Here is a 16,766-nt window from a genome sequence, read left to right on the forward strand (position 1 = left end):
CAGCCGCCGTGGCCACCGAGACTTGGTCCGGGTCTTGTGTTTGTCAACGGATCTACTCTTCGAACAACCTGAGCTGCATCATCCGCCTCGGCTGCGGTGCGGGCGGGGGCTCCGGCCCCTCGGGCGGCGTAGGCGCCACAGGCGCAGCCGGCCCGCTCCCAACCAGCCGCAAGAACCCGCGCCCGTTCGGCAGAGCCCTGGCGGGCGACGTGGGCGCCCCGGGTGGCGGCGTCCGGAGCTTGAGCGGCTGCGGGGTCGGCGGTTCGGTCTCGGGCTCCGCCAGGGCGGCCTCGACGAGCTCCGGGATGGACCAGACGTGCCGCTCGATGCCCGCCTCCATGGCCGGCGTACAGCGGATCGACTCGTGGATCCGAGCCAGGTTGTACCAGGCGACGTGGAGCGCGACCGCGGCGCGGTGATTCGCCAGCTTCCGGGAGAAGCCGTTGCAGAGCCGGGTGAAGCGGCGGATGTGCATCCGTATGGTCCAGTTCTGGCGCTCGATATGGCTAGTGGAAGCAGCATCCACGTCGGGAACGCCGAAGACCGGCGTCTTCGTGATGAACGGGTCACGCGGAGGCTCGTACCTGTGATCGTCGTCGCGCCGAGCCTTCCGGTTGTAGCGCTTGACGACCTGGCAGTAGTCGACGCCGCCAGTGAACGACGACCCGACCGCGGCGATGTACGGCTGCCAGCCGTCGGTGTAGAGCTGCGGGATGGTGGTCAGTCTAGCCCGCAGATCCTTGATGAAGGCGGTGGTGTTCTCCTCATCGCGCTTCCCCACGCGGTAGCTGATGATCAGCTTCGACGCGCTGGCCATCCCAATGAACGTGTACGCGTCGCCGAACTCAGCAGGATCGGCGGCAGTCACCCGAGATTGCTTCTTCTGGACGTAGCTCCAGATCTCGTCGCACTGCGCAACGTGGCATGTGACGCCACGGACGATGCGATTGTGCAGCCGTTCGCACCCGGCTCCGACGCGGAGCAGCAGAGCGAGCACGGTCGGCTTGCTGACCCCAGTCAGCCTACACGTGGAGGCGATGGAGCAGCCTTCGACGAGCTGAGAGACGACGCGAGCGCGCGCCTCCGCTGACAGCAGAGACATGGCCGGGCCTTGCCTTTCTCAGCGGCATGGCCCATGCTCGACGTTGCGGGCGACGGGCGGGCCTACCGCTCGGTGCTCTGGCGCCATGCTCGGGTTCCAGCCGGACATGGCGCTTTTGCTTGGTAGGCCCTAATTCTAGCTGATTTCGCGATTACTCGCCGTCAGAGACGTGGGTCAGATAGGACAGCTTGTGTCCGACCATTGGTCAAGGTGCCAGTCACCTTGACCATTACCCGTTTCCGTTGCCGGCAGGGCTGCCCAGCAGCCTCCACCAGACCGTTTCCGTTACCGGTAGGGCTGCCGGCTGCCTCCCCTAGACCGCTTCCGTTGCCGGTAGGGCTGCCCAGCAGCCTCCACCAGACCGTTTCTGTTGCCGGCAGGGCTGAACGACCGGGAGCCCTGGTAACACTTTAGACCGGGAGCCTAGGTGACACTTTCTGGGCTCCCGGGATCGCGGTCCGCGAGGCTCGGAGCCGCGGTCCGGGTGGCTGCCGTCACTTACCGGGGGGTGAGTAGACGCAGACCAATACGATTGGTTACGCGAACGGGGTTCTTCGTCGTCACGTACCAGCAGCCTATTAACGCAATCCGAGTCTCAAGACAAAGACAAAAGCCGTCATCGTCTCTCTTTGCGCGCGGTCGCGCCAGTTGACGGTGCCGAGGCGAGTGCCGCCAAAGGCTAGAAGCGAAGCTCATTCGAGGGGGGGCCGGGGGGGAGACTGGCAACTTGTGAGTTTGCTGTTGGTTCGTTGTGAAGGCGCTCAGCGCTGCTTCTCGAAGCGGAGCTCCTTGTTCTTGAGCGTGACCTTTGCAAGCAGAACCGGCCCGTAGTAGAGGTTCCAGCCATCTTCCTCGACCGGATCGAGCCCCACCGGTTCGTAAGCGAGCAGCCGGGACACTCTCGTCTTCGAGGTCTGCCCGGCGAAGCTCAAGCGGCCCATATCGTCCAGTTTCCGCACCTTCATCGTGTCGGCATACTCGGGCGACTTGGGTCTCTCGGGCAGGCATCGACGAGATGGCGTGTACCGAGACGACGGCGTCTTCATCTCGAGTGCCTCATGCGGACGCTCCGTGTTGTACACCCGTCGGAACTGATCGAACGCGCGCTGCTGTGCGAGCATGGACGCGGCCGGCGGGCTTGCCACTTCGTCCTTTAGCGTGCGATGCATCCGCTCGTGCCGACCGTTCTGCTCCGGATGGCCGGGCTCGATTCGCTCCGGCGTAATGCCGAGCTGAATCCACCAGACGGACAACGCGGAGAGCCCACCGATGCCCGGGCTTGCGAACGGAGGCCCATTGTCCGAGCGGATTCGCGCCGGGAGGCCAAACTCTCGAAACGCTCGCTCGAAGTGAGGCCTTACAGCGATGTCATCTGCCTTGACGAGACCCTCGCACTTGAGTAGAAAACGGGTCGTGTGATCCGTGATGGTCAGCGGGTAGCAGCGCGTCTTGTCGCTGACCACGAAGTGCCCCTTAAAGTCCACGCACCACGTTTCATTCGGATGCGCTGTCGGCGCGATCGGCAGCGGGTGCATGGGCGGATGAACCCGACGGCGGCGCGGCGGAATCAACCCGTGCTTCTTGAGTGCGTCGCCGATCGTGCTGGCGGCTGGCAGCTCCTTGACGCCTAGCGACTCCAGTCGCGCACGCAACTTCTTCGGCCTCCACTTCGGGTGCTCCTTGCGAAGCTCGATCAGCTTGTCGAGCACTTCCGCCGGCGTCCGATGCGGGCATGAGTGTGCCACCGGCCGATGCTCTGCGAGCCCGGCAGCGCCACGCGCTTCATAGCGCGCGACCCACTTGTAGCCTGTTTTCCGGCTGATCCCGAAGCGCTCGCAAAGCGCCGTGAACGTCTCGTCGGACTCGTTGACCAAACTGACGAAATGAACGCGCTGATCCATGGGACAGATCGCTTTCCAGGGCACCGACACCTCCGGTCGGTTTCCTACAAAAACCGAGAGCCTGTTACCTAGGCTCCCGGTCTGATCTGTCACCCAGGGTCCCGGTCAACTTTGTAACCCAGGCCCCCGGTCTGTACCGGCTGCCGGCTGCCTCCCCCAGACCGTTTCCGGGTGGTGCTGCACTTTGGGGGAAAGTGCAGCACCACCCGCGCGTGCCCGCCCCGGAGGAGGGCGAGGGTACTATGCGGGGTTCACGGCAGCAAATTGCGCCAACCGCCTGCAACACGAGCACGCTCGACGCCGGCCGCATGACGGCGGCCATCTCGCCCGGTGACGGGCGCGCGCCGCGCCGCCCGCCGCCGGACGAGAATGCACGGCACAACGTCATGACGACCGGGGGCGAGCGCCTCGGAGCCGCGCGCCTGCCCAGGCGCACGGCAGCGCGATCGCGATGTTCGCGAGCGAGTACCAGGCCGGGCCGAGGTCCCACATCGCGATGGCGCCCAGGGTGGCGAGGGCGAGGCCGACGACGCCGAGGGCGAGGGCGTGGCGCGTCGGGCGAGCCGGAGCGAGCCGGGCCGCGACGTGGCAGCCGGCGGTGTTGAAGAGGATGCGGTAGGCGAGCGCGAGCACGAACAGCGCGTCGCTCATCCGCTCGCCGTGGGGCGGGAAGACGCCGGAGGCGTGGAGCGCCATGTCCACGGCCGTGGTGACGACGACGGTCGAGAGGAGGCCGGCGAGCACCGCGCCGACGCTGCGGAGCGTGGTCCGGGCCGGGGCGGCGTCGGTCGTGGCGGTGAGCGTTCCTTGGAGGGCGTCGATCGTGTTCATGGTGTCCTCATCCGGGTGATGTCGCGCCGTCCTCGGCGCTTCACGGAGACGTCGGAGCCGCCGGCGCCGCCTCGACATCGGCGGCGACTTTTTTTTCGCCAGGCCGCGGCCGTGCGGATCGCGGCCGTCTCCCACATCCACGGCAACCTGGCGGCCCTGGAGGGGGTGCTGGCGGATAGGGTCCGCCGCGGCGCCGGCGTGACGGTCGACCTGGGCGACGTCCTCTCGGGCCGGCTCCAGCCGCGCGAGACCGCTCGAGAGAGAATTTGAACCACAGAGGCACAGAGGGCACAGAGGGAACAGAAGAGATAAAGCAAGCGTTCATGGCCTCGCTCGCGCCGCTGATCCAAGCCCGCGAGGAGGAGGTTGCCGCCAGGCTTCGCGCCGATATCGCCGCCGCAGAAGACCAGGCTCGAGCGGACGGGAGGGACGATCCCCATCCCGAGCAGGAAGCCTGGCGCACCGAGGTGGCGGTGGGGATTGCGCAGCTCATGGGCCGCGAGAAGCTGGGGCTCGGGGCCCGGTTCGAATACCTCGGGCACTGCCGCGTCCGGGTCACGACGGCTGGCCCGCCGAACACCCTCTCGCTCCGCTTCCTGGACCGCGAGCTGCTGGCGAACGGGGAATGGCACGACACGACGGGCTTGGGCGTCATCTATCGCATCGTCATCGGCGACCGCAGCGCCCAGAAGGGCGAGCGTCTGTACATGGGCAGCTTCGACGCCGCTCAACAGGTGGTGAGCGGCCTGGAGAATCTGGGGCGCTCCTGCGGCGCATTTTGAGCGGCTGCTCGTCCAGCCGTGTGCACCGGGTGATGGTGGGCTCATTGCTGCGCGGTAGGCGCGCCGCTCGCGCCCCCCTCGGAGGCGACTGCCCCGGGACGTGAGCGCCGCAGGCGAAGCCCCTTCGCCCGCAACGCCGACGTGCTCCCGCGGAGCTGCCCGCGCCGCAGGTTCGCGGCAAACGCGCTCGATCGGAACGCCGCGTAGGAGCGGCTCAGGTTCTACTTCGACGGCGGGGCGTTCCCTCGACCGGGGCCGGACGGGTTGCCGGTCGTGCTCGGCCAGTTGCCGCCGCCCCCGCCTCCCTTCCCGCCGCCTCCCCCGCCCTTCCCGCCGCCACCACCGCCGCCGCCACCCCCACGACCACCACCACCTCCTCCGTGGCCGCCACCGCCGCCGCCACCCTTGCCACCACCACCGCCGCCGCCACCCTTGCCTCCGGACATGGTTCCCTCCGTACCCTCAAGGCCGAGGAGCCGCGTCCATGCGGCCGGATCGGCTGAGAGGGATCGGGGAAGGTAACGCCTCGGCAGGCTTCCGCCATCCCTTGCTCGACAAGCCCCGGCCAACGTCGTAGCCGCGGCCGAGCGGTAGGTTCCGCCGGACAGCCCTTCGCTTGACCGACGCCGCGGTTGGAGACACGGCATCAGGCCCATCTACTTCCACGATTCCACGACGAAGAGAAGCGGATCATGTACCGCGTGAGCGTGCAGTCCCCACCGAGCCCCCCGCCCAAGGCGACCAAGCGGAGCCGGCGGCCGGAGCCGGTGGTGTTGACCTTCTGGGCCGACGTCTCTGCCATGAGCGAGTCAGCAGGAGGGCGCAGCTTCACTGCTCCGCGCCAGAACGTCACCTCGCCGCCTGACACCGCCGACGACGCGACCAGGTACTACATCCAGCGGATCGCCTCCGGCCACGGCAAAAAGATCGACGACGGGGAGGGCGCGCGGACCCAGCGCTGAGCCGGGACGTTCATCGCGCTTTCGCAGCGGAGACCGGGTCAGAGCACGTCGGAGCTCACCCCTAGCCGTACCAGCGACAGCATCGCGTGCGCGCCTCCAATGGTGCGTCGCACGCGGCGCGTCTCTTCGACGTCGAAATAGCTGTAGGTGTCCTCGTCCCGTATCACATCGGCTTCGGCCGCGGCGGCGATGCCGATCTCGAAGTGCGTGGGACCTTTCCCGGAGATCCAGCTCACCCCGGCGCGAGCCCCGACGAAGAGCGTTTCGCCGTCCCCGCCGGGATCCGCGTCCAGGAACTTGCTGCCGACGCCCTTGTAGCCGTGCGCCCCGAAGGCGCCCGCGAGCGAGAGCCGGAGTCCGAAAGGCGCGCGCCACGCGACGCCTGCGGTCGCGCCGGCGCCGGTGAAGCTGTACCCGAAGAGCTCACCCCCCAGCTGGCCAAAGGCGCCCAGCTCGAGGAGGCCTATACGGTACGTGGCCGCAACATCGACGTATATCCCGGGAGCGTCCGGGGTCACGAGGATGCCGGCACCGACGAGCAGGCCGAGATCCATGGGCGGGGCGGCGCGGGGCGCAGGCTCGAGGCCGGACGAGCCGCCTTCCTGCGCGCGCGCCGTCCCGGCGAGGAGGAGCAAGGTCAGCGCCGTGAAACCAACGAGAATCGGTTGAAATCTAGGCATGCCAGGACCCATCGCACCTGCCGTACCAGGGGCGCCGCTTTCGTGCGCTCCCGTCGCCGACTCGACCCGCGCCGGTCGCCACGGCGCGCGAGAACACGAATCCTTCTGCATGGCTGCCGCGTGCGCCGTGCATCCCGGGCTCCCACATCCCGGAGGAACGGGAGATGACCACACCGTTCATGGGGACCCGATCGTCCTGTTGTCGAAAGATCACACGTGTAGCGCAGGGACGACGGCCAGGTGTGGTGAGCAGGAGCCGACAGACTGGGAGCGCGCCGTGTCGCGGTCGGCGCCGGCCGCGTGATGCGTGGCGTGCGATCTCGCCGTTCCGCGCCGAGCTCGCGCTGGACCGCCCTCGACATCCTGGTCGAGATGGACCTGACCGCCGCCCTCCCCGATTGATCCAGCGGCGCCCGGACCACTCGTTCAGCTAGACCGCCATGACGTAGACGGATCGCGGTTGGTGACGGCGCCGCGCCGCAAGCGGGGCGGCTACCGGGCGGTCGACGACCCGCGCCGAGCTTCTGCGCCGCACGTTTGCGCTCGATGTCCTCGAGTGCCCGGCCTGCAAGGGCAGGATGAAGCTCGTCGCCATGATCGCCGAGCCGATATGCCTTCAAGCACGGAGGGCTCGACGCCCTCCGTCCGAAGCCGCGCTCGGATCGCTCGACTTGAGGTGCCGCCGCCACGCGCCGGGGGCCATGCCGGCCCACTGCCGGAACGCGTGGCTGAACGAGGCCTCGGACGAGTAGCCGGTGAGGCGCGAGACCTTCGCGAGCGGCGCGCCCTCGCGGAGGAGAACCGCAGCCTTCTGCATGCGGAGCCGCGTGAGGTAGCCTAGCGGCGGCTCGCCGACGAGCGCTGTGAAGCGCGCCGCGAAGACCGAGCGCGAGAGGCCTACTTCCTTCGCGAGCGAGGCCACCGTCCACGGCTCCTCGGCGCGCCGGTGCATCGCGCCGAGCGCCGCGGCGGTGCTCGGATCGCGGAGCGCGCCGAGGAAGCCGCCGCCGTCCTCGGGCAAGCGCGCGAGGTACGCGCGGAGGATCTGGATGAACATGACGTCCGCCATCCGGAGAAGGACGATCTCGGACCCGGGCCGGCTCGTCTCGACCTCGCGAGTGATGAACTGGATGTTCTCGAGGAACGACGGCACCGCCTGCTCCGTGTCGGGGGTCATCCGGATGAGCGGCGGCAGGGTCGCGAGGATCGGTGTCGCGAGCGGATCGTCGAGCACGAAGCCGCCCGTGATGAAGGTCGTCTCCGGGCCTTTCGTGCCGATGTCGATGTGGATGACGTCATGGGTCGGGTTGGGGGCGCATCGCACGAGCTCGGCGAAGCTCCGGGGGGAGCTCCGCGGATGGTCGCGCAGCGCATGGGCGTGGCCGAGCGGAAGTACCGCGAGATCGCCACCGGAGAGCGCGACGCGCGGCTCGTCCGTCTTGTCGACGCTGAGCCAGGCGCTGCCGCGCACCACGTAGTGGAACCGGATGCAGCTCTTGACCACCGGCAGGGCGACGCCCCACGGCGCGCGCCCGACGGTGGAGACCCAGCGCGTCCGCCGCAAACGAACCGGGGCGAGCACCGCGCTCAGCGCATCCATCGCTCGATAGCGTAATGAGCGCGGGCCGCGGTGTCCAAGCCGTGCGGACGATTTCGAAACTTTCCCAGACGACTTCGCATGGTTCGTGCGGATCGCGAGCCGTATGAAGGACGCGTTGTCCTCGACGAAAGGAACATCATGTCCAGCAAGCTCGATCTCTCGAAGGAGTTCATCGGTCGCCGTGCCCTCGTCACCGGAGGCTCGCGCGGCATCGGCGCGGCGATCGCGCAGCGCCTTCTCGATTCCGGCGCCAAGGTCGTTGTCGCCGCGCGCTCGCGCAGCGACGTCACCCCCGCGGCGGCGACGTTCGTCTCAGGCGACGTCCGCACGAGCGAAGGGGTGAAGGCGATCGCCGCGGAGGCGCTCGCGGCCCTCGGCGGCCTCGACATCCTCGTGAACAACGCGGGCGGGTCGCGCGGGTTTCTGGGAGGCTCCCCGACGATCCCCGACGAGGAGTGGCAAGACACCCTCGCGCTCAACCTCCTCTCCGCGGTTCGCCTCACGAACGCGGTCCTGCCGGCGCTCCGCGCCTCGAAGGCCGCCGCGGTCGTGAACATCTCGTCGACGGCAGCGACGATTCCGTACGGCCCGTTCGCGCATTACTGCGCCGCGAAGGCGGCGCTCGACACCTACTCGCGCACGCTCGCCGTGGAGCTCGCGTCGAGCGGAGTCCGCGTGAACGTCGTGACGCCGGGGCCGGTGGCGACACCGAGCGCCGACGAGCTGCGGAAGACGTTCACCGACGGGATGGGCATTCCGGCCGATGCGTTTGTCCAGCAGGTGCCGCTCGGACGCCTCGGCACCACCGATGACGTCGTGGAGGTCGTCGCGCTCCTCGCGTCGGATCGCGGGAGGTGGCTGACCGGCGGGAACTACCGCGTCGACGGCGGAATGACGGCGCGCTGACGGTCAGGCCCTCATCGGGCCGCCGACCTCGTCGGCCGCGCTCCCTCGCGCTTGGCTCCCCGGCACAGACCCGCCGATGCGTTTCGCTTCTCCGAGTCCCACATGTCGGGTGAGGAATAGGCCCCCTGGGTTGGGCCGGGCGCGACTGGCAGGGATGAGCGGTTTGGTCAGCGTTGCGCCGCTCGCCGCGTTCAACCGAGCGACTGCAAGATCGAGCTGAATCCGTTCTGGCCGTGGCGGCTGCCCTGCGGGGACAGCCACGCTTCGTAGGTGTCGCCGCTGGGCGAACGGAGCTGGATGAACTCGAGGCTCACGAGAGGGTTGAAGGGGTTGCCGGGGCGGGGGCCGATGTCTTGGCCGGGATACGCCGCGTCTTGGTTGAAGGCGCGGGTGCCCTGATCGAAGGCGGCCAGGTGCTTGTAGTTGCCGCGTTTGCCGAAGTCGCTGTACTCGCGAGAGACGACGACGCGGCCGCGGTTGGTGAGGCCGACGTGAACGTTGGGAACGTAGGTGGAGACGCCGATCACGGCGGCAGATGCGGCGTTGAGGACTCCGCCGGCGATGCGGCGGGCCGTGCCGGCGGGCGCCTGGTACTCGACTCCGCTCCAGTTGCCGATGATGCGCTCGCCGGGCTGGAGCTCGTAATACTGGGCGTAGAAGTCGCTGAATTTTTGCTCGATCTCCTCCGGGGTCATGTTGGCGGCCTCGGCCAGGGCCTTCTTGCGGGCGTACATCGAGTACGCGAAAGCGGCCGCCATCAACACGAGCGGGAGCAAGTAATACATCTGCATGACCATCTCCTAGAGAACCCACGCTCCACTCTGGAGCCACCGAAGGCGATGGTTACGCGGCGGCGCACGCCAGGTCAAGGGGGCGCACTTCGAGTGAGCAAGCCATGCTCACGCCCTTGATGACATGGAACGACTTACGCGCACGTAGGTAAAAGAAGCCGGATCGCTGCGCGAGGGAGCATGGCGCGGCGAACCGATGTGGCGGGCCAGCGCGCGTCGCGGCGCCTCGTTCACGGGTCGAAAGCGCGGCCCCGCGCGGCGCCGAGCGCGCTGCGCGCTCGGCTCAGTAGGGGCGCTGGCCGATGAAATTGCCGGGAGGATCATAAGTGCACACCCAGAACTGCCAGGCGCTGCCCCCTTCGAACGGTGAGCCGTCCGCACAGCTGGCGATCCCGCAGCCGAGCCGCAGGGAGTCGGCCCAGACCACCTGGGTGTAATGGCCGCACGTGGCGGCGCTGCAGGCGTTGCTCGCGAGGTCGTAGCTGACCGCCTCGTCGATCCACGAGCCGACGACATCCTCGGGGGCGGGTGAGGCGCCGCTCGACGTCGCGAAGAGGTTCTCTCCGTAGCCGTTCGCGCTGTGGCGGAACACACACTTATCGGCATGGGCCTGAGCCACCGCGGCGAGCTCGGACGACCACGAGAGCGGGGGCAGCGGCGGATCGGCGGGCGGGTCGACCGCGGCGCGCGCCTCGTTGTGGGCCGCCGTCATCCCGGCCATCCGGGACGGCTCGTCGTCGCCGTCGCTCGCCGGGGCGTCGGCGTCGTCGGACGAGCTGCCGCACCCGGCAACGAGGGCGAGCATCAGGGAGAACAGCGCGAACCCGTGGAGACGTGAGCCGAGCGTATTCACGGAACAATTGTCCTACAGCTCGGCCGCGCGCCGCAACAATTAAGCGGCTCTCGATCTGCGGCTCGGGCGTATCGAGGAGCGCGAGCGCCACAAGCGTAGCCTCGAACGCCGCGTCAAAAACTCCCGCGTCGCCGCCTTCAAGCCGATGACCGACTTTGACTGGTCCTGGCCCAAGAAAATCGACCGCGAGGCCGTCGACGACCTCTTCGCCCCGGGCTTCATCGCCACTGGCCACAACGCCGTGCTCGTCGGCCCCAACGGCGTTGGCAAGACCATGATCCTCAAGAACGTCGCCCACCAGGCTGTCGTCCGCGGCCACACGGTCCGCTTCTCGACCGCGAGTGACATGCTCGCCGACCTCGCCGCGCAGGATTCCTCGGCCGCGCTCGCGCGCCGGCTGCACCGCTACACGGTTCCCGCCCTTCTTTGCATCGATGAAGTCGGCTATCTCTCCTACAATAGCCGCTACGCCGACCTGCTCTTCGAGGTCGTCACCCGTCGCTACGACGCACAGAAGCCGATCCTGCTCAGCACGAACAAGGCCTTCGCCGACTGGGGCGAGGTCTTCCCGCATGCTGCCTGCGTCGTCACGCTCGTCGACCGGCTCGTGCACCGCGCCGAGGTGATCGAGATCGAGGCCGAGAGCTACCGGCTCAAGGAGGCCAAGGAGCTGAGCGCCCTTCGCACCAAGCAGCGCCGCACCAAGAAGCACTGAGCGGCCTCTTCACCGGGAACCTTCACCGGCATCGGACGCGGATTTCACCGGTGAACTTCACCGAATTCCCGCGGGTTGTCGAGATCATCTACAGGTGCCGCGGCCTGATCGAGCACGCGGGGGCCGCGGGGTCGAGGTGGACGCCGGCGAGCGCGGGGCCGTCGCGCAGGTCGAGGGCGACGTCGGGCGCTGGTGACTGGACACCGGTGCTAAGCGCCGGCGAGCTCGTGACCGTCGCCATCCACCTGGTCGAGCTCGGCCACGTCGCTGGCGGGCTCCTCGAGCGCGGACTTGGCGCCGCTGCCTGGTCGACCACGGAGCGGCCGCGGGCGTCGAGCTGGACGCCGGCAAGCGCGCGATCGCGGCGCTGGCGTCGTACATGGCGCCGGAGCAGGCAGCGCGGCGGTGGCGTCGAGAGGGCGCTGCCCGGCCTGCAAGGGCAGGGTGAAGCTCGTCGCCATGATCACCGAGCCGAGCAACATCGCCCGCTTCCTCACCGCGCTCGGTGAGCCGAGCGACGTTCCAGGCTCCTGAGACCCCCGAACACGCGGGAGCGCGTCGAGCTGCAACAGGACGGCCTGGTGCGGCTGTCGCTCAAGCGCGCCTTTGCCGACGGGACCGTCGCGGTCGATATGGACCCGCTCTCGCTCCTGTCATGAAGAGAGATACCGGTACGAGCGGCATCGACTCGGAATTCTTTCGATGAATCACGGCTCGATGATCTGCACGACCACCGTTCCGCTCTGGCTGGTGACCCCCTGCGAGGTGAGGCACTGCAGCGGGCTAATGACCGTGTAGACCCATACGACCGTCGCCACGGCGCCGGTGAACTCCCCCGACGTCACTGTCCCCACACCGGTCACCACCTCCATTCCGCCGACGACCGCATCGGTCAGGGTCAGCGACATCGTGCTGGACTGGCCGTTGTTCCAGGAGATCGTATAGGTGGGGACATTCGGGTAGACACCCGCGGTGTTGCACGACGCGACACCCGTGACACTTAGCGACGAGCTGCCCGCCGTCAGGCTGGTGTCCGTGGACGTGCAAGAACTGTGGGTGTCGGTCAAGGTCCAGCTGACCGACTGCGACGAGAACGTCAGCCCCGGCGAGTAGCCGAGCGCGGCACTGCCCGTGCACGTCGTACTGGACGCCGCATGGGCCGACGACGCCGAAACGCTCACCCCCGCAACCGCCAGCACCGCAACGGCCAGACACCGCGCCACCACTTGCGCCGGCCGCTTCAAAAAGAACGTTCGCATCATCGCCTCACTCCGTTGGGGATCGGCCGCCAGGCAGGCCCCGATGGGCGGACGTGGCCCCGAGCCGCCCCGCATGGCCGGCCCTGGATCACCAGAGGGCGACGTTGGTTACCATCCCCTCCGCCGCTTTTTCCAGCCCCTCAGGGACCAGACTGGCACATGGTCTTGGCAACCGTCAAACGAATACTTGGACCAAGCCGATTCGAGAGAAAACGGCCGGAGCGCTCTCTTTGTGGGTCCAGCTCGGTGAGTCGAGCGACGTTCCAGGCCGCTCACCCAGCGCCGACGCGGCGGCCGCCGTACTGGGGGTTCGGGGCGCAGGGCGCCGCACGCGACCCGGAGCCCCGAGCGTTGAAGAGCACCGTCCTGCGCCGAAAGGCGCTCGGGGACGCCCCGTAGCCGCCAGTACGTCCCGGGCCAGACCAACGCCCGAAGGGCGACGTGTGCCTGCGGCACCCCGATGCCCCCCTTGGCGTGCTCTGCGCCGCGCGGGGCCCGCTCGTTGGACCCATGAACGAGGCGTCGCGACGCGCGCGGTCCCGCCACTTCGGTTCGTCGCGCCACACGTCTTCGCGCAGCGATCCGGCTTCTTTTACCTACGCGCATAGGTCCTTCGAGGCAACGAGGGAACATCCAATGACTCGATCGACGCGCATCGCGCGAACGGAACTCGTGTCGACTGCGACACTGGGCCTGTTCCACTCTCTGCCCGTCCATGCACAGGGCGGGGTGGATCCGTCGAGTGACGCTCGGGGCGCACCGTGATACGGAGCGATCCATGAAGTTCCCGCTCATCTTCGGCACCCGCGAGCGGGTGGAGCGATCGGGGGAGAAGTTCCGGGGCGAGTGTCCGCAGTGCGGGACCGCCGGGGTCTTCTACCGGGCGAAGAAGACGTTCAACGTGAGCCTGTTCATCGCCGTCTCGCTATGGGACAGCGCCGAGGACGTCGTCCAGTGCGGCGAGTGCCTGACGGCATTCGACCCGGCCGACGTCCCGCCGCTCCCGGAGGAGCCGAAGGCCTCGCTCACCGAGCGCGTCGCGCGAGCGATCGGCCTCGACCGTGAGAAGCCCGCGCCGGCCGCCCCTCCGGAGGAGCCGTCCCCGAGCTCCGCCCGGGAGCTCCCGTCGAGGGACGTGGACGCCGAGATCGACGCGGAGCTCGCGGCGATGAAGAGGCGCGTGGGGAAGAAATAGGAAATAGGCTCTGGCTTCTTTTCCCTACGCGCCAGGCGCTCGCCGACGCCTTCGTGAACAACTTCAACGATCCGGCGCGGCTGACGGCGGTTGTCGAGGACGTCGGGCGGGTGCGCGCCTTCATCCGACAGACGACCGGGCGGCCCTGGCCGCTCGCGCTCGCGGCAGGGGGTATAGCTGTCCCCTACTGGCGAGGGCGCCCGACCCGGCCTGCGGGACCCCGCGCCTCGCGGAGTCGGCGCGGCTTCAGCGCTCGTCGGCGCCGATGTCGATGCGCGTGCCGCTCGTCCGCGCGCCGCCGTCGATGTCGGTGGCGCCGCTCCGGCTGCCCAGATCGATGCCGGCGTCGACGGCCGGCGAGCCGCTGGTCAGGTGGAGGTCCGACGGGGGCCCGACGAGGAGGGGGTCGACGAACCTCGCGTGCGGGTCGGAGAAGGCGCCCGCCGAGCTGCGGCTCGCGCCGAAGAAGATGTTGTTGTCGACGGTCACGTTCCTGTTGTTGCTGCCGCTGCTCACGTAGCCGTTGCCCGACGTGGCGCGGAGGATGTTGTTCTGGATGAGCACGCCGTTCGAGTTGTTCTGGATGATGATCTCGCCGCCGGCGCCCTGGTAGAGCGTGTTGTTGAGCACCGCGATGTCCGCCGCGTTGCCCCTGCTCGTGTCGTAGCCGCCGATCATGATGTTGCCCTGGTAGCTCCGCGACACGAAGTTGTTCCGCACGGTGATGTTGCTGGTGGTCTTGCCCGCGTGCTCGCTGGCGATCTCGATGCCGATGTCGCTCGAGTCCACCTTGTTTCGCTCGATGACGATGTCCTTGCCGCCGTCGACGTAGATGCCGTCAGCCGACCGCTCGCCGTCGTACGCGGGGTTTCCGGCCGAGGAGATGTTGTAGACGATGTTGTCCACGCACACGCCGCCTCTCGCCTGGTCCGAGCCCGAGGGGCCGGTGCCCTCGAAGCCGATGAAGTCGATGCCGATGTTGTCGTTGTCGTGGACCGTGTTGCGCGAGACGACGAACTTTGTGACGTTGCCGTTGAGGACCATCGCCTCGCTCGAGCCGAGCTTGCAGTTCCGGATCTCGTTCCCGTCGATGAGGAGGTCGGTCATCGGCGTCGCGGACGTCCCGTAGAAGGCGATGCCGTGGGCGTCCTCGGAGCTCTCGATGTGGTGCACGAGGTTGTTGCGGATCTCGAGGAAGCTCGAGCTGCCGCTCACGCTGATGCCCATCGGCGTGTCGCCGCTGCCCTTGAAGTTCTGCACCGTCATGCCGGTGACCTTGATGTAGTTCTTGCTGGAGATGTCGATGCCGACGCCGCTCTTGCCGGTCCCGTCGAGGATCGCGCCGGCCTCGCCCTTGAGGGTGATGCAGCCGGCTGCAGCGGTGCCGCTCCTCGTGAAGGAGACCTTCTCGTTGTAGGTGCCCGCCTTGACGACAACCGTGTCGCCTGCGGCCGCCGCGTTGAGGCCGGCCTGGATCGTCCTGTGGTCGCCGCCCGATGGCGCGACGGTGATGGTCCTGCCGCTCGAGCGATCGCCGCACGCCCCGGCCACCGGGCTGGGGGTGGGGTTGGGGTCGGAGGTGGAGCCGCACACGCCAGGCGACCCGCCACCACCGCACGTCTGGGTGCCAGAGCACGTTCCACAGCTCGCCACGGTGCGGGGGTTGCCGCAGCTGTCATTGGCGGAGAGCGGGCCGCAGCTCCTGGCGAGCCGCGAGCAGAGCTGCGCGTCGGTCTCGGGGACGCACTCGGGCGGCGGCCCGCTGGTGAGGGTGGCGTTGAGGACCAGCAGGTCGACGTCGGACGCGTCGGCGGTGCTCGTGGTTCCATAGCGGATCTTGAGCTTGCCGCCCGACACGAACCGAGCGTGCGGGGACGGGAGCGCGATGGTGGCGGCGCTCCAGGCCCAGGACGAAGCGAACGCGTTGTCGCCGATCTTGACCCAGGTGCTGGTGCTGTAGTCCCAGGCGTCGAAGGTCCAGAGCATCTGGGCCTTCGCGGGTCCTCGGTAGTTCACCGACAGGCTGAGCGCCGAGACGTCGGCGTCCGAGGCGCCGGCCGGCAATGCGTACTCGCACTGAGCCTGGCTGCCGGGGTTGAACTCGACATACTTGCTCCACGTATCGGCCGTGCCGCTCAGATCTTTCGTCGCCAGGGCCTGAGCGCCCTGGCCTCCGGTGGACCCCTTGAGGACGGTCAGCTTCGAGCAGGTCATCGTCGCGCTCGCGGCGAGCCCGGCGCCGAGCGCCTCGGAGTCCGACTCATCGGGCCCGCCTTGCGTCGCGCATGCGGGAAAGAGCCCGACGGCGAGCAGCAGGGCGCCGGGCGGAGCGTACCGATGCATCGTAGGAGTCATCCGGTTCTTGCGCGATCGGTTCATGGGTCGTGGTCCTCGTTGTTTGGCTGATGACGCTGGAGCCGCGTACACGACGCGTGCACCAGGTGCTTCGACGCGAGGACATTGCAAGCAGGCGGCCATGACGCTCATCGTGGCGGAACGACGAGGAGATCACCTCGATGGCGCGATTCGATGGCTGGAGCGATCACGCGATCTTGCGCAACGATCGTACAGTTGCGCATCGTTCGGACAGCCTTCGGTTCGCGAGGCGTCGGGGCGAGGAAGGGTTCAATCCGAGCGAATAAGGCTGGCGACAGTGGATTTTCACCCTGTCAGAGATTTCTGACTGCGTGGAATTCAACCGGGGTCGGGTCGCCGCTCGCCCAACCTGGGTCGGGTCGCCGGCCGGCAACCTGGGTCCCTCGCTCTCGATCGCGCTCGGCTGCGACGCATCGCGGTTCGATCCGGACGCGCCGCTGCCCGAGATCCCGCCCACCAACGCCGGCCAGAGCGGGCGCGAACGCGCGATCGAGCTGGCGCGTCGCGAAGGGCTGACGGTGCGGCAGCTCGCGCAGCGCCTCGGCGGCTTCGGGGGGCTCGCGTTCGTCGGCACGCCCGGGACCATCGCGGACCAGATGGAAGAGTGGCTGGTCCAGAGCGGCTGCGACGGCTTCAACATCATGTTCCCCTACTTGCCGGGCGGCCTCGACGATTTCGTCGATCGCGTCGTCCCCGAGCTCCAGCGCCGGGGCCTGTTCCGGCGTGAGTACGAAGGGCGAACGCTGCGCGAGAACCTGGGGCTCGCGCGGCCCCCCAAGCGATTCTTCCCGCCCCCCGCCGCGGCGCGCTGAG

18 protein-coding genes and 1 pseudogene are annotated in these 16,766 nt (G+C 68.3%); 8 read left to right on the plus strand and 11 right to left on the minus strand.

Translation table 11 applies throughout. The features are described from left to right. Positions 1–52: 52 nt before the first annotated feature. From WME90_RS33325 to WME90_RS33335, 3 genes are all read right to left on the minus strand, one after another. Entirely contained in the window at positions 53–1,102 is a 1,050-nt protein-coding gene (locus WME90_RS33325) for an IS1 family transposase (RefSeq protein ID WP_437276077.1), read from the minus strand. 761 nt (positions 1,103–1,863) lie between these two features. Continuing rightward, a complete protein-coding gene (locus WME90_RS33330; protein WP_437283693.1) occupies positions 1,864–3,027 on the minus strand; it encodes an IS481 family transposase in 1,164 nt (387 codons plus the stop codon). 360 nt (positions 3,028–3,387) lie between these two features. Then, positions 3,388–3,834 carry a hypothetical protein gene (locus WME90_RS33335; protein WP_437276078.1) on the minus strand — a complete coding sequence of 149 codons (447 nt, stop codon included), beginning with the start codon at positions 3,832–3,834 and terminating at the stop codon, positions 3,388–3,390. 111 nt (positions 3,835–3,945) lie between these two features. On the opposite strand from WME90_RS33335, the gene WME90_RS33340 reads away from it, so the two are divergent. Then, positions 3,946–4,104 (plus strand): hypothetical protein, encoded by a 159-nt coding sequence (locus WME90_RS33340; RefSeq protein ID WP_437276079.1) that lies wholly within the window; start codon positions 3,946–3,948, stop codon positions 4,102–4,104. A gap of 53 nt (positions 4,105–4,157) precedes the next feature. Then, positions 4,158–4,616, plus strand: a complete 459-nt coding sequence (locus WME90_RS33345; protein WP_437276080.1) for a hypothetical protein — start codon at positions 4,158–4,160, stop codon at positions 4,614–4,616. A 221-nt stretch (positions 4,617–4,837) separates the two neighbouring features. Here the strand turns inward: WME90_RS33345 and WME90_RS33350 are convergent, their stop codons facing one another. Then, entirely contained in the window at positions 4,838–5,062 is a 225-nt protein-coding gene (locus WME90_RS33350) for a hypothetical protein (RefSeq protein WP_437276081.1), read from the minus strand. Positions 5,063–5,308: 246 nt separating this feature from the next. Here WME90_RS33350 and WME90_RS33355 point away from each other — a divergent pair, with 246 nt between their 5' ends. Next, entirely contained in the window at positions 5,309–5,578 is a 270-nt protein-coding gene (locus tag WME90_RS33355; RefSeq protein ID WP_437276082.1) for a hypothetical protein, read from the plus strand. A 38-nt stretch (positions 5,579–5,616) separates the two neighbouring features. On the opposite strand, the gene WME90_RS33360 is transcribed toward WME90_RS33355, so the two are convergent. Both WME90_RS33360 and WME90_RS33365 read right to left on the minus strand, forming a co-directional pair. Then, positions 5,617–6,258 (minus strand): hypothetical protein, encoded by a 642-nt coding sequence (locus WME90_RS33360; protein ID WP_437276083.1) that lies wholly within the window; start codon positions 6,256–6,258, stop codon positions 5,617–5,619. 616 nt (positions 6,259–6,874) lie between these two features. After that, complete coding sequence (locus WME90_RS33365; RefSeq protein ID WP_437276084.1) at positions 6,875–7,858, minus strand: AraC family transcriptional regulator; 984 nt, start codon at positions 7,856–7,858, stop codon at positions 6,875–6,877. 138 nt (positions 7,859–7,996) lie between these two features. On the opposite strand from WME90_RS33365, the gene WME90_RS33370 reads away from it, so the two are divergent. After that, positions 7,997–8,764, plus strand: coding sequence for an SDR family oxidoreductase (locus tag WME90_RS33370; RefSeq protein ID WP_437276085.1), 768 nt, complete (start codon positions 7,997–7,999; stop codon positions 8,762–8,764). A gap of 191 nt (positions 8,765–8,955) precedes the next feature. On the opposite strand, the gene WME90_RS33375 is transcribed toward WME90_RS33370, so the two are convergent. Beyond that, on the minus strand, positions 8,956–9,555 hold the full coding sequence (locus WME90_RS33375) for a hypothetical protein (RefSeq protein WP_437276086.1): 600 nt from the start codon (positions 9,553–9,555) through the stop codon (positions 8,956–8,958). Between the two features lie 283 nt (positions 9,556–9,838). After that, on the minus strand, positions 9,839–10,408 hold the full coding sequence (locus WME90_RS33380; RefSeq protein WP_437276087.1) for a CAP domain-containing protein: 570 nt from the start codon (positions 10,406–10,408) through the stop codon (positions 9,839–9,841). A gap of 70 nt (positions 10,409–10,478) precedes the next feature. Between WME90_RS33380 and WME90_RS33385 the strand changes: the two genes are divergently transcribed. Then, on the plus strand, positions 10,479–11,123 hold the full coding sequence (locus tag WME90_RS33385; RefSeq protein ID WP_437283694.1) for an ATP-binding protein: 645 nt from the start codon (positions 10,479–10,481) through the stop codon (positions 11,121–11,123). A gap of 88 nt (positions 11,124–11,211) precedes the next feature. On the opposite strand, the gene WME90_RS33390 is transcribed toward WME90_RS33385, so the two are convergent. Next, entirely contained in the window at positions 11,212–11,364 is a 153-nt protein-coding gene (locus tag WME90_RS33390) for a hypothetical protein (protein WP_437276088.1), read from the minus strand. Positions 11,365–11,528: 164 nt separating this feature from the next. Here WME90_RS33390 and WME90_RS33395 point away from each other — a divergent pair, with 164 nt between their 5' ends. Beyond that, a complete protein-coding gene (locus tag WME90_RS33395) occupies positions 11,529–11,657 on the plus strand; it encodes a hypothetical protein (RefSeq protein ID WP_437276089.1) in 129 nt (42 codons plus the stop codon). Positions 11,658–11,830: 173 nt separating this feature from the next. On the opposite strand, the gene WME90_RS33400 is transcribed toward WME90_RS33395, so the two are convergent. After that, the gene (locus tag WME90_RS33400; RefSeq protein ID WP_437276090.1) at positions 11,831–12,385 is read right to left on the minus strand and encodes a hypothetical protein; all 555 of its coding nucleotides are present in this window, start codon (positions 12,383–12,385) and stop codon (positions 11,831–11,833) included. A gap of 775 nt (positions 12,386–13,160) precedes the next feature. Here WME90_RS33400 and WME90_RS33405 point away from each other — a divergent pair. Next, positions 13,161–13,577 (plus strand): hypothetical protein, encoded by a 417-nt coding sequence (locus WME90_RS33405; protein ID WP_437276091.1) that lies wholly within the window; start codon positions 13,161–13,163, stop codon positions 13,575–13,577. A 246-nt stretch (positions 13,578–13,823) separates the two neighbouring features. On the opposite strand, the gene WME90_RS33410 is transcribed toward WME90_RS33405, so the two are convergent. Then, a complete protein-coding gene (locus WME90_RS33410) occupies positions 13,824–15,920 on the minus strand; it encodes a right-handed parallel beta-helix repeat-containing protein (protein ID WP_437276092.1) in 2,097 nt (698 codons plus the stop codon). Positions 15,921–16,336: 416 nt separating this feature from the next. Between WME90_RS33410 and WME90_RS33415 the strand changes: the two are divergent. Then, a pseudogene (locus WME90_RS33415) lies at positions 16,337–16,765 on the plus strand (LLM class flavin-dependent oxidoreductase); the annotation flags it as partial. Position 16,766 lies beyond the last annotated feature (1 nt).

It is taken from the genome of Sorangium sp. So ce375 (genome assembly GCF_051473855.1).
GTDB lineage: Bacteria > Myxococcota_A > Polyangia > Polyangiales > Polyangiaceae > Sorangium.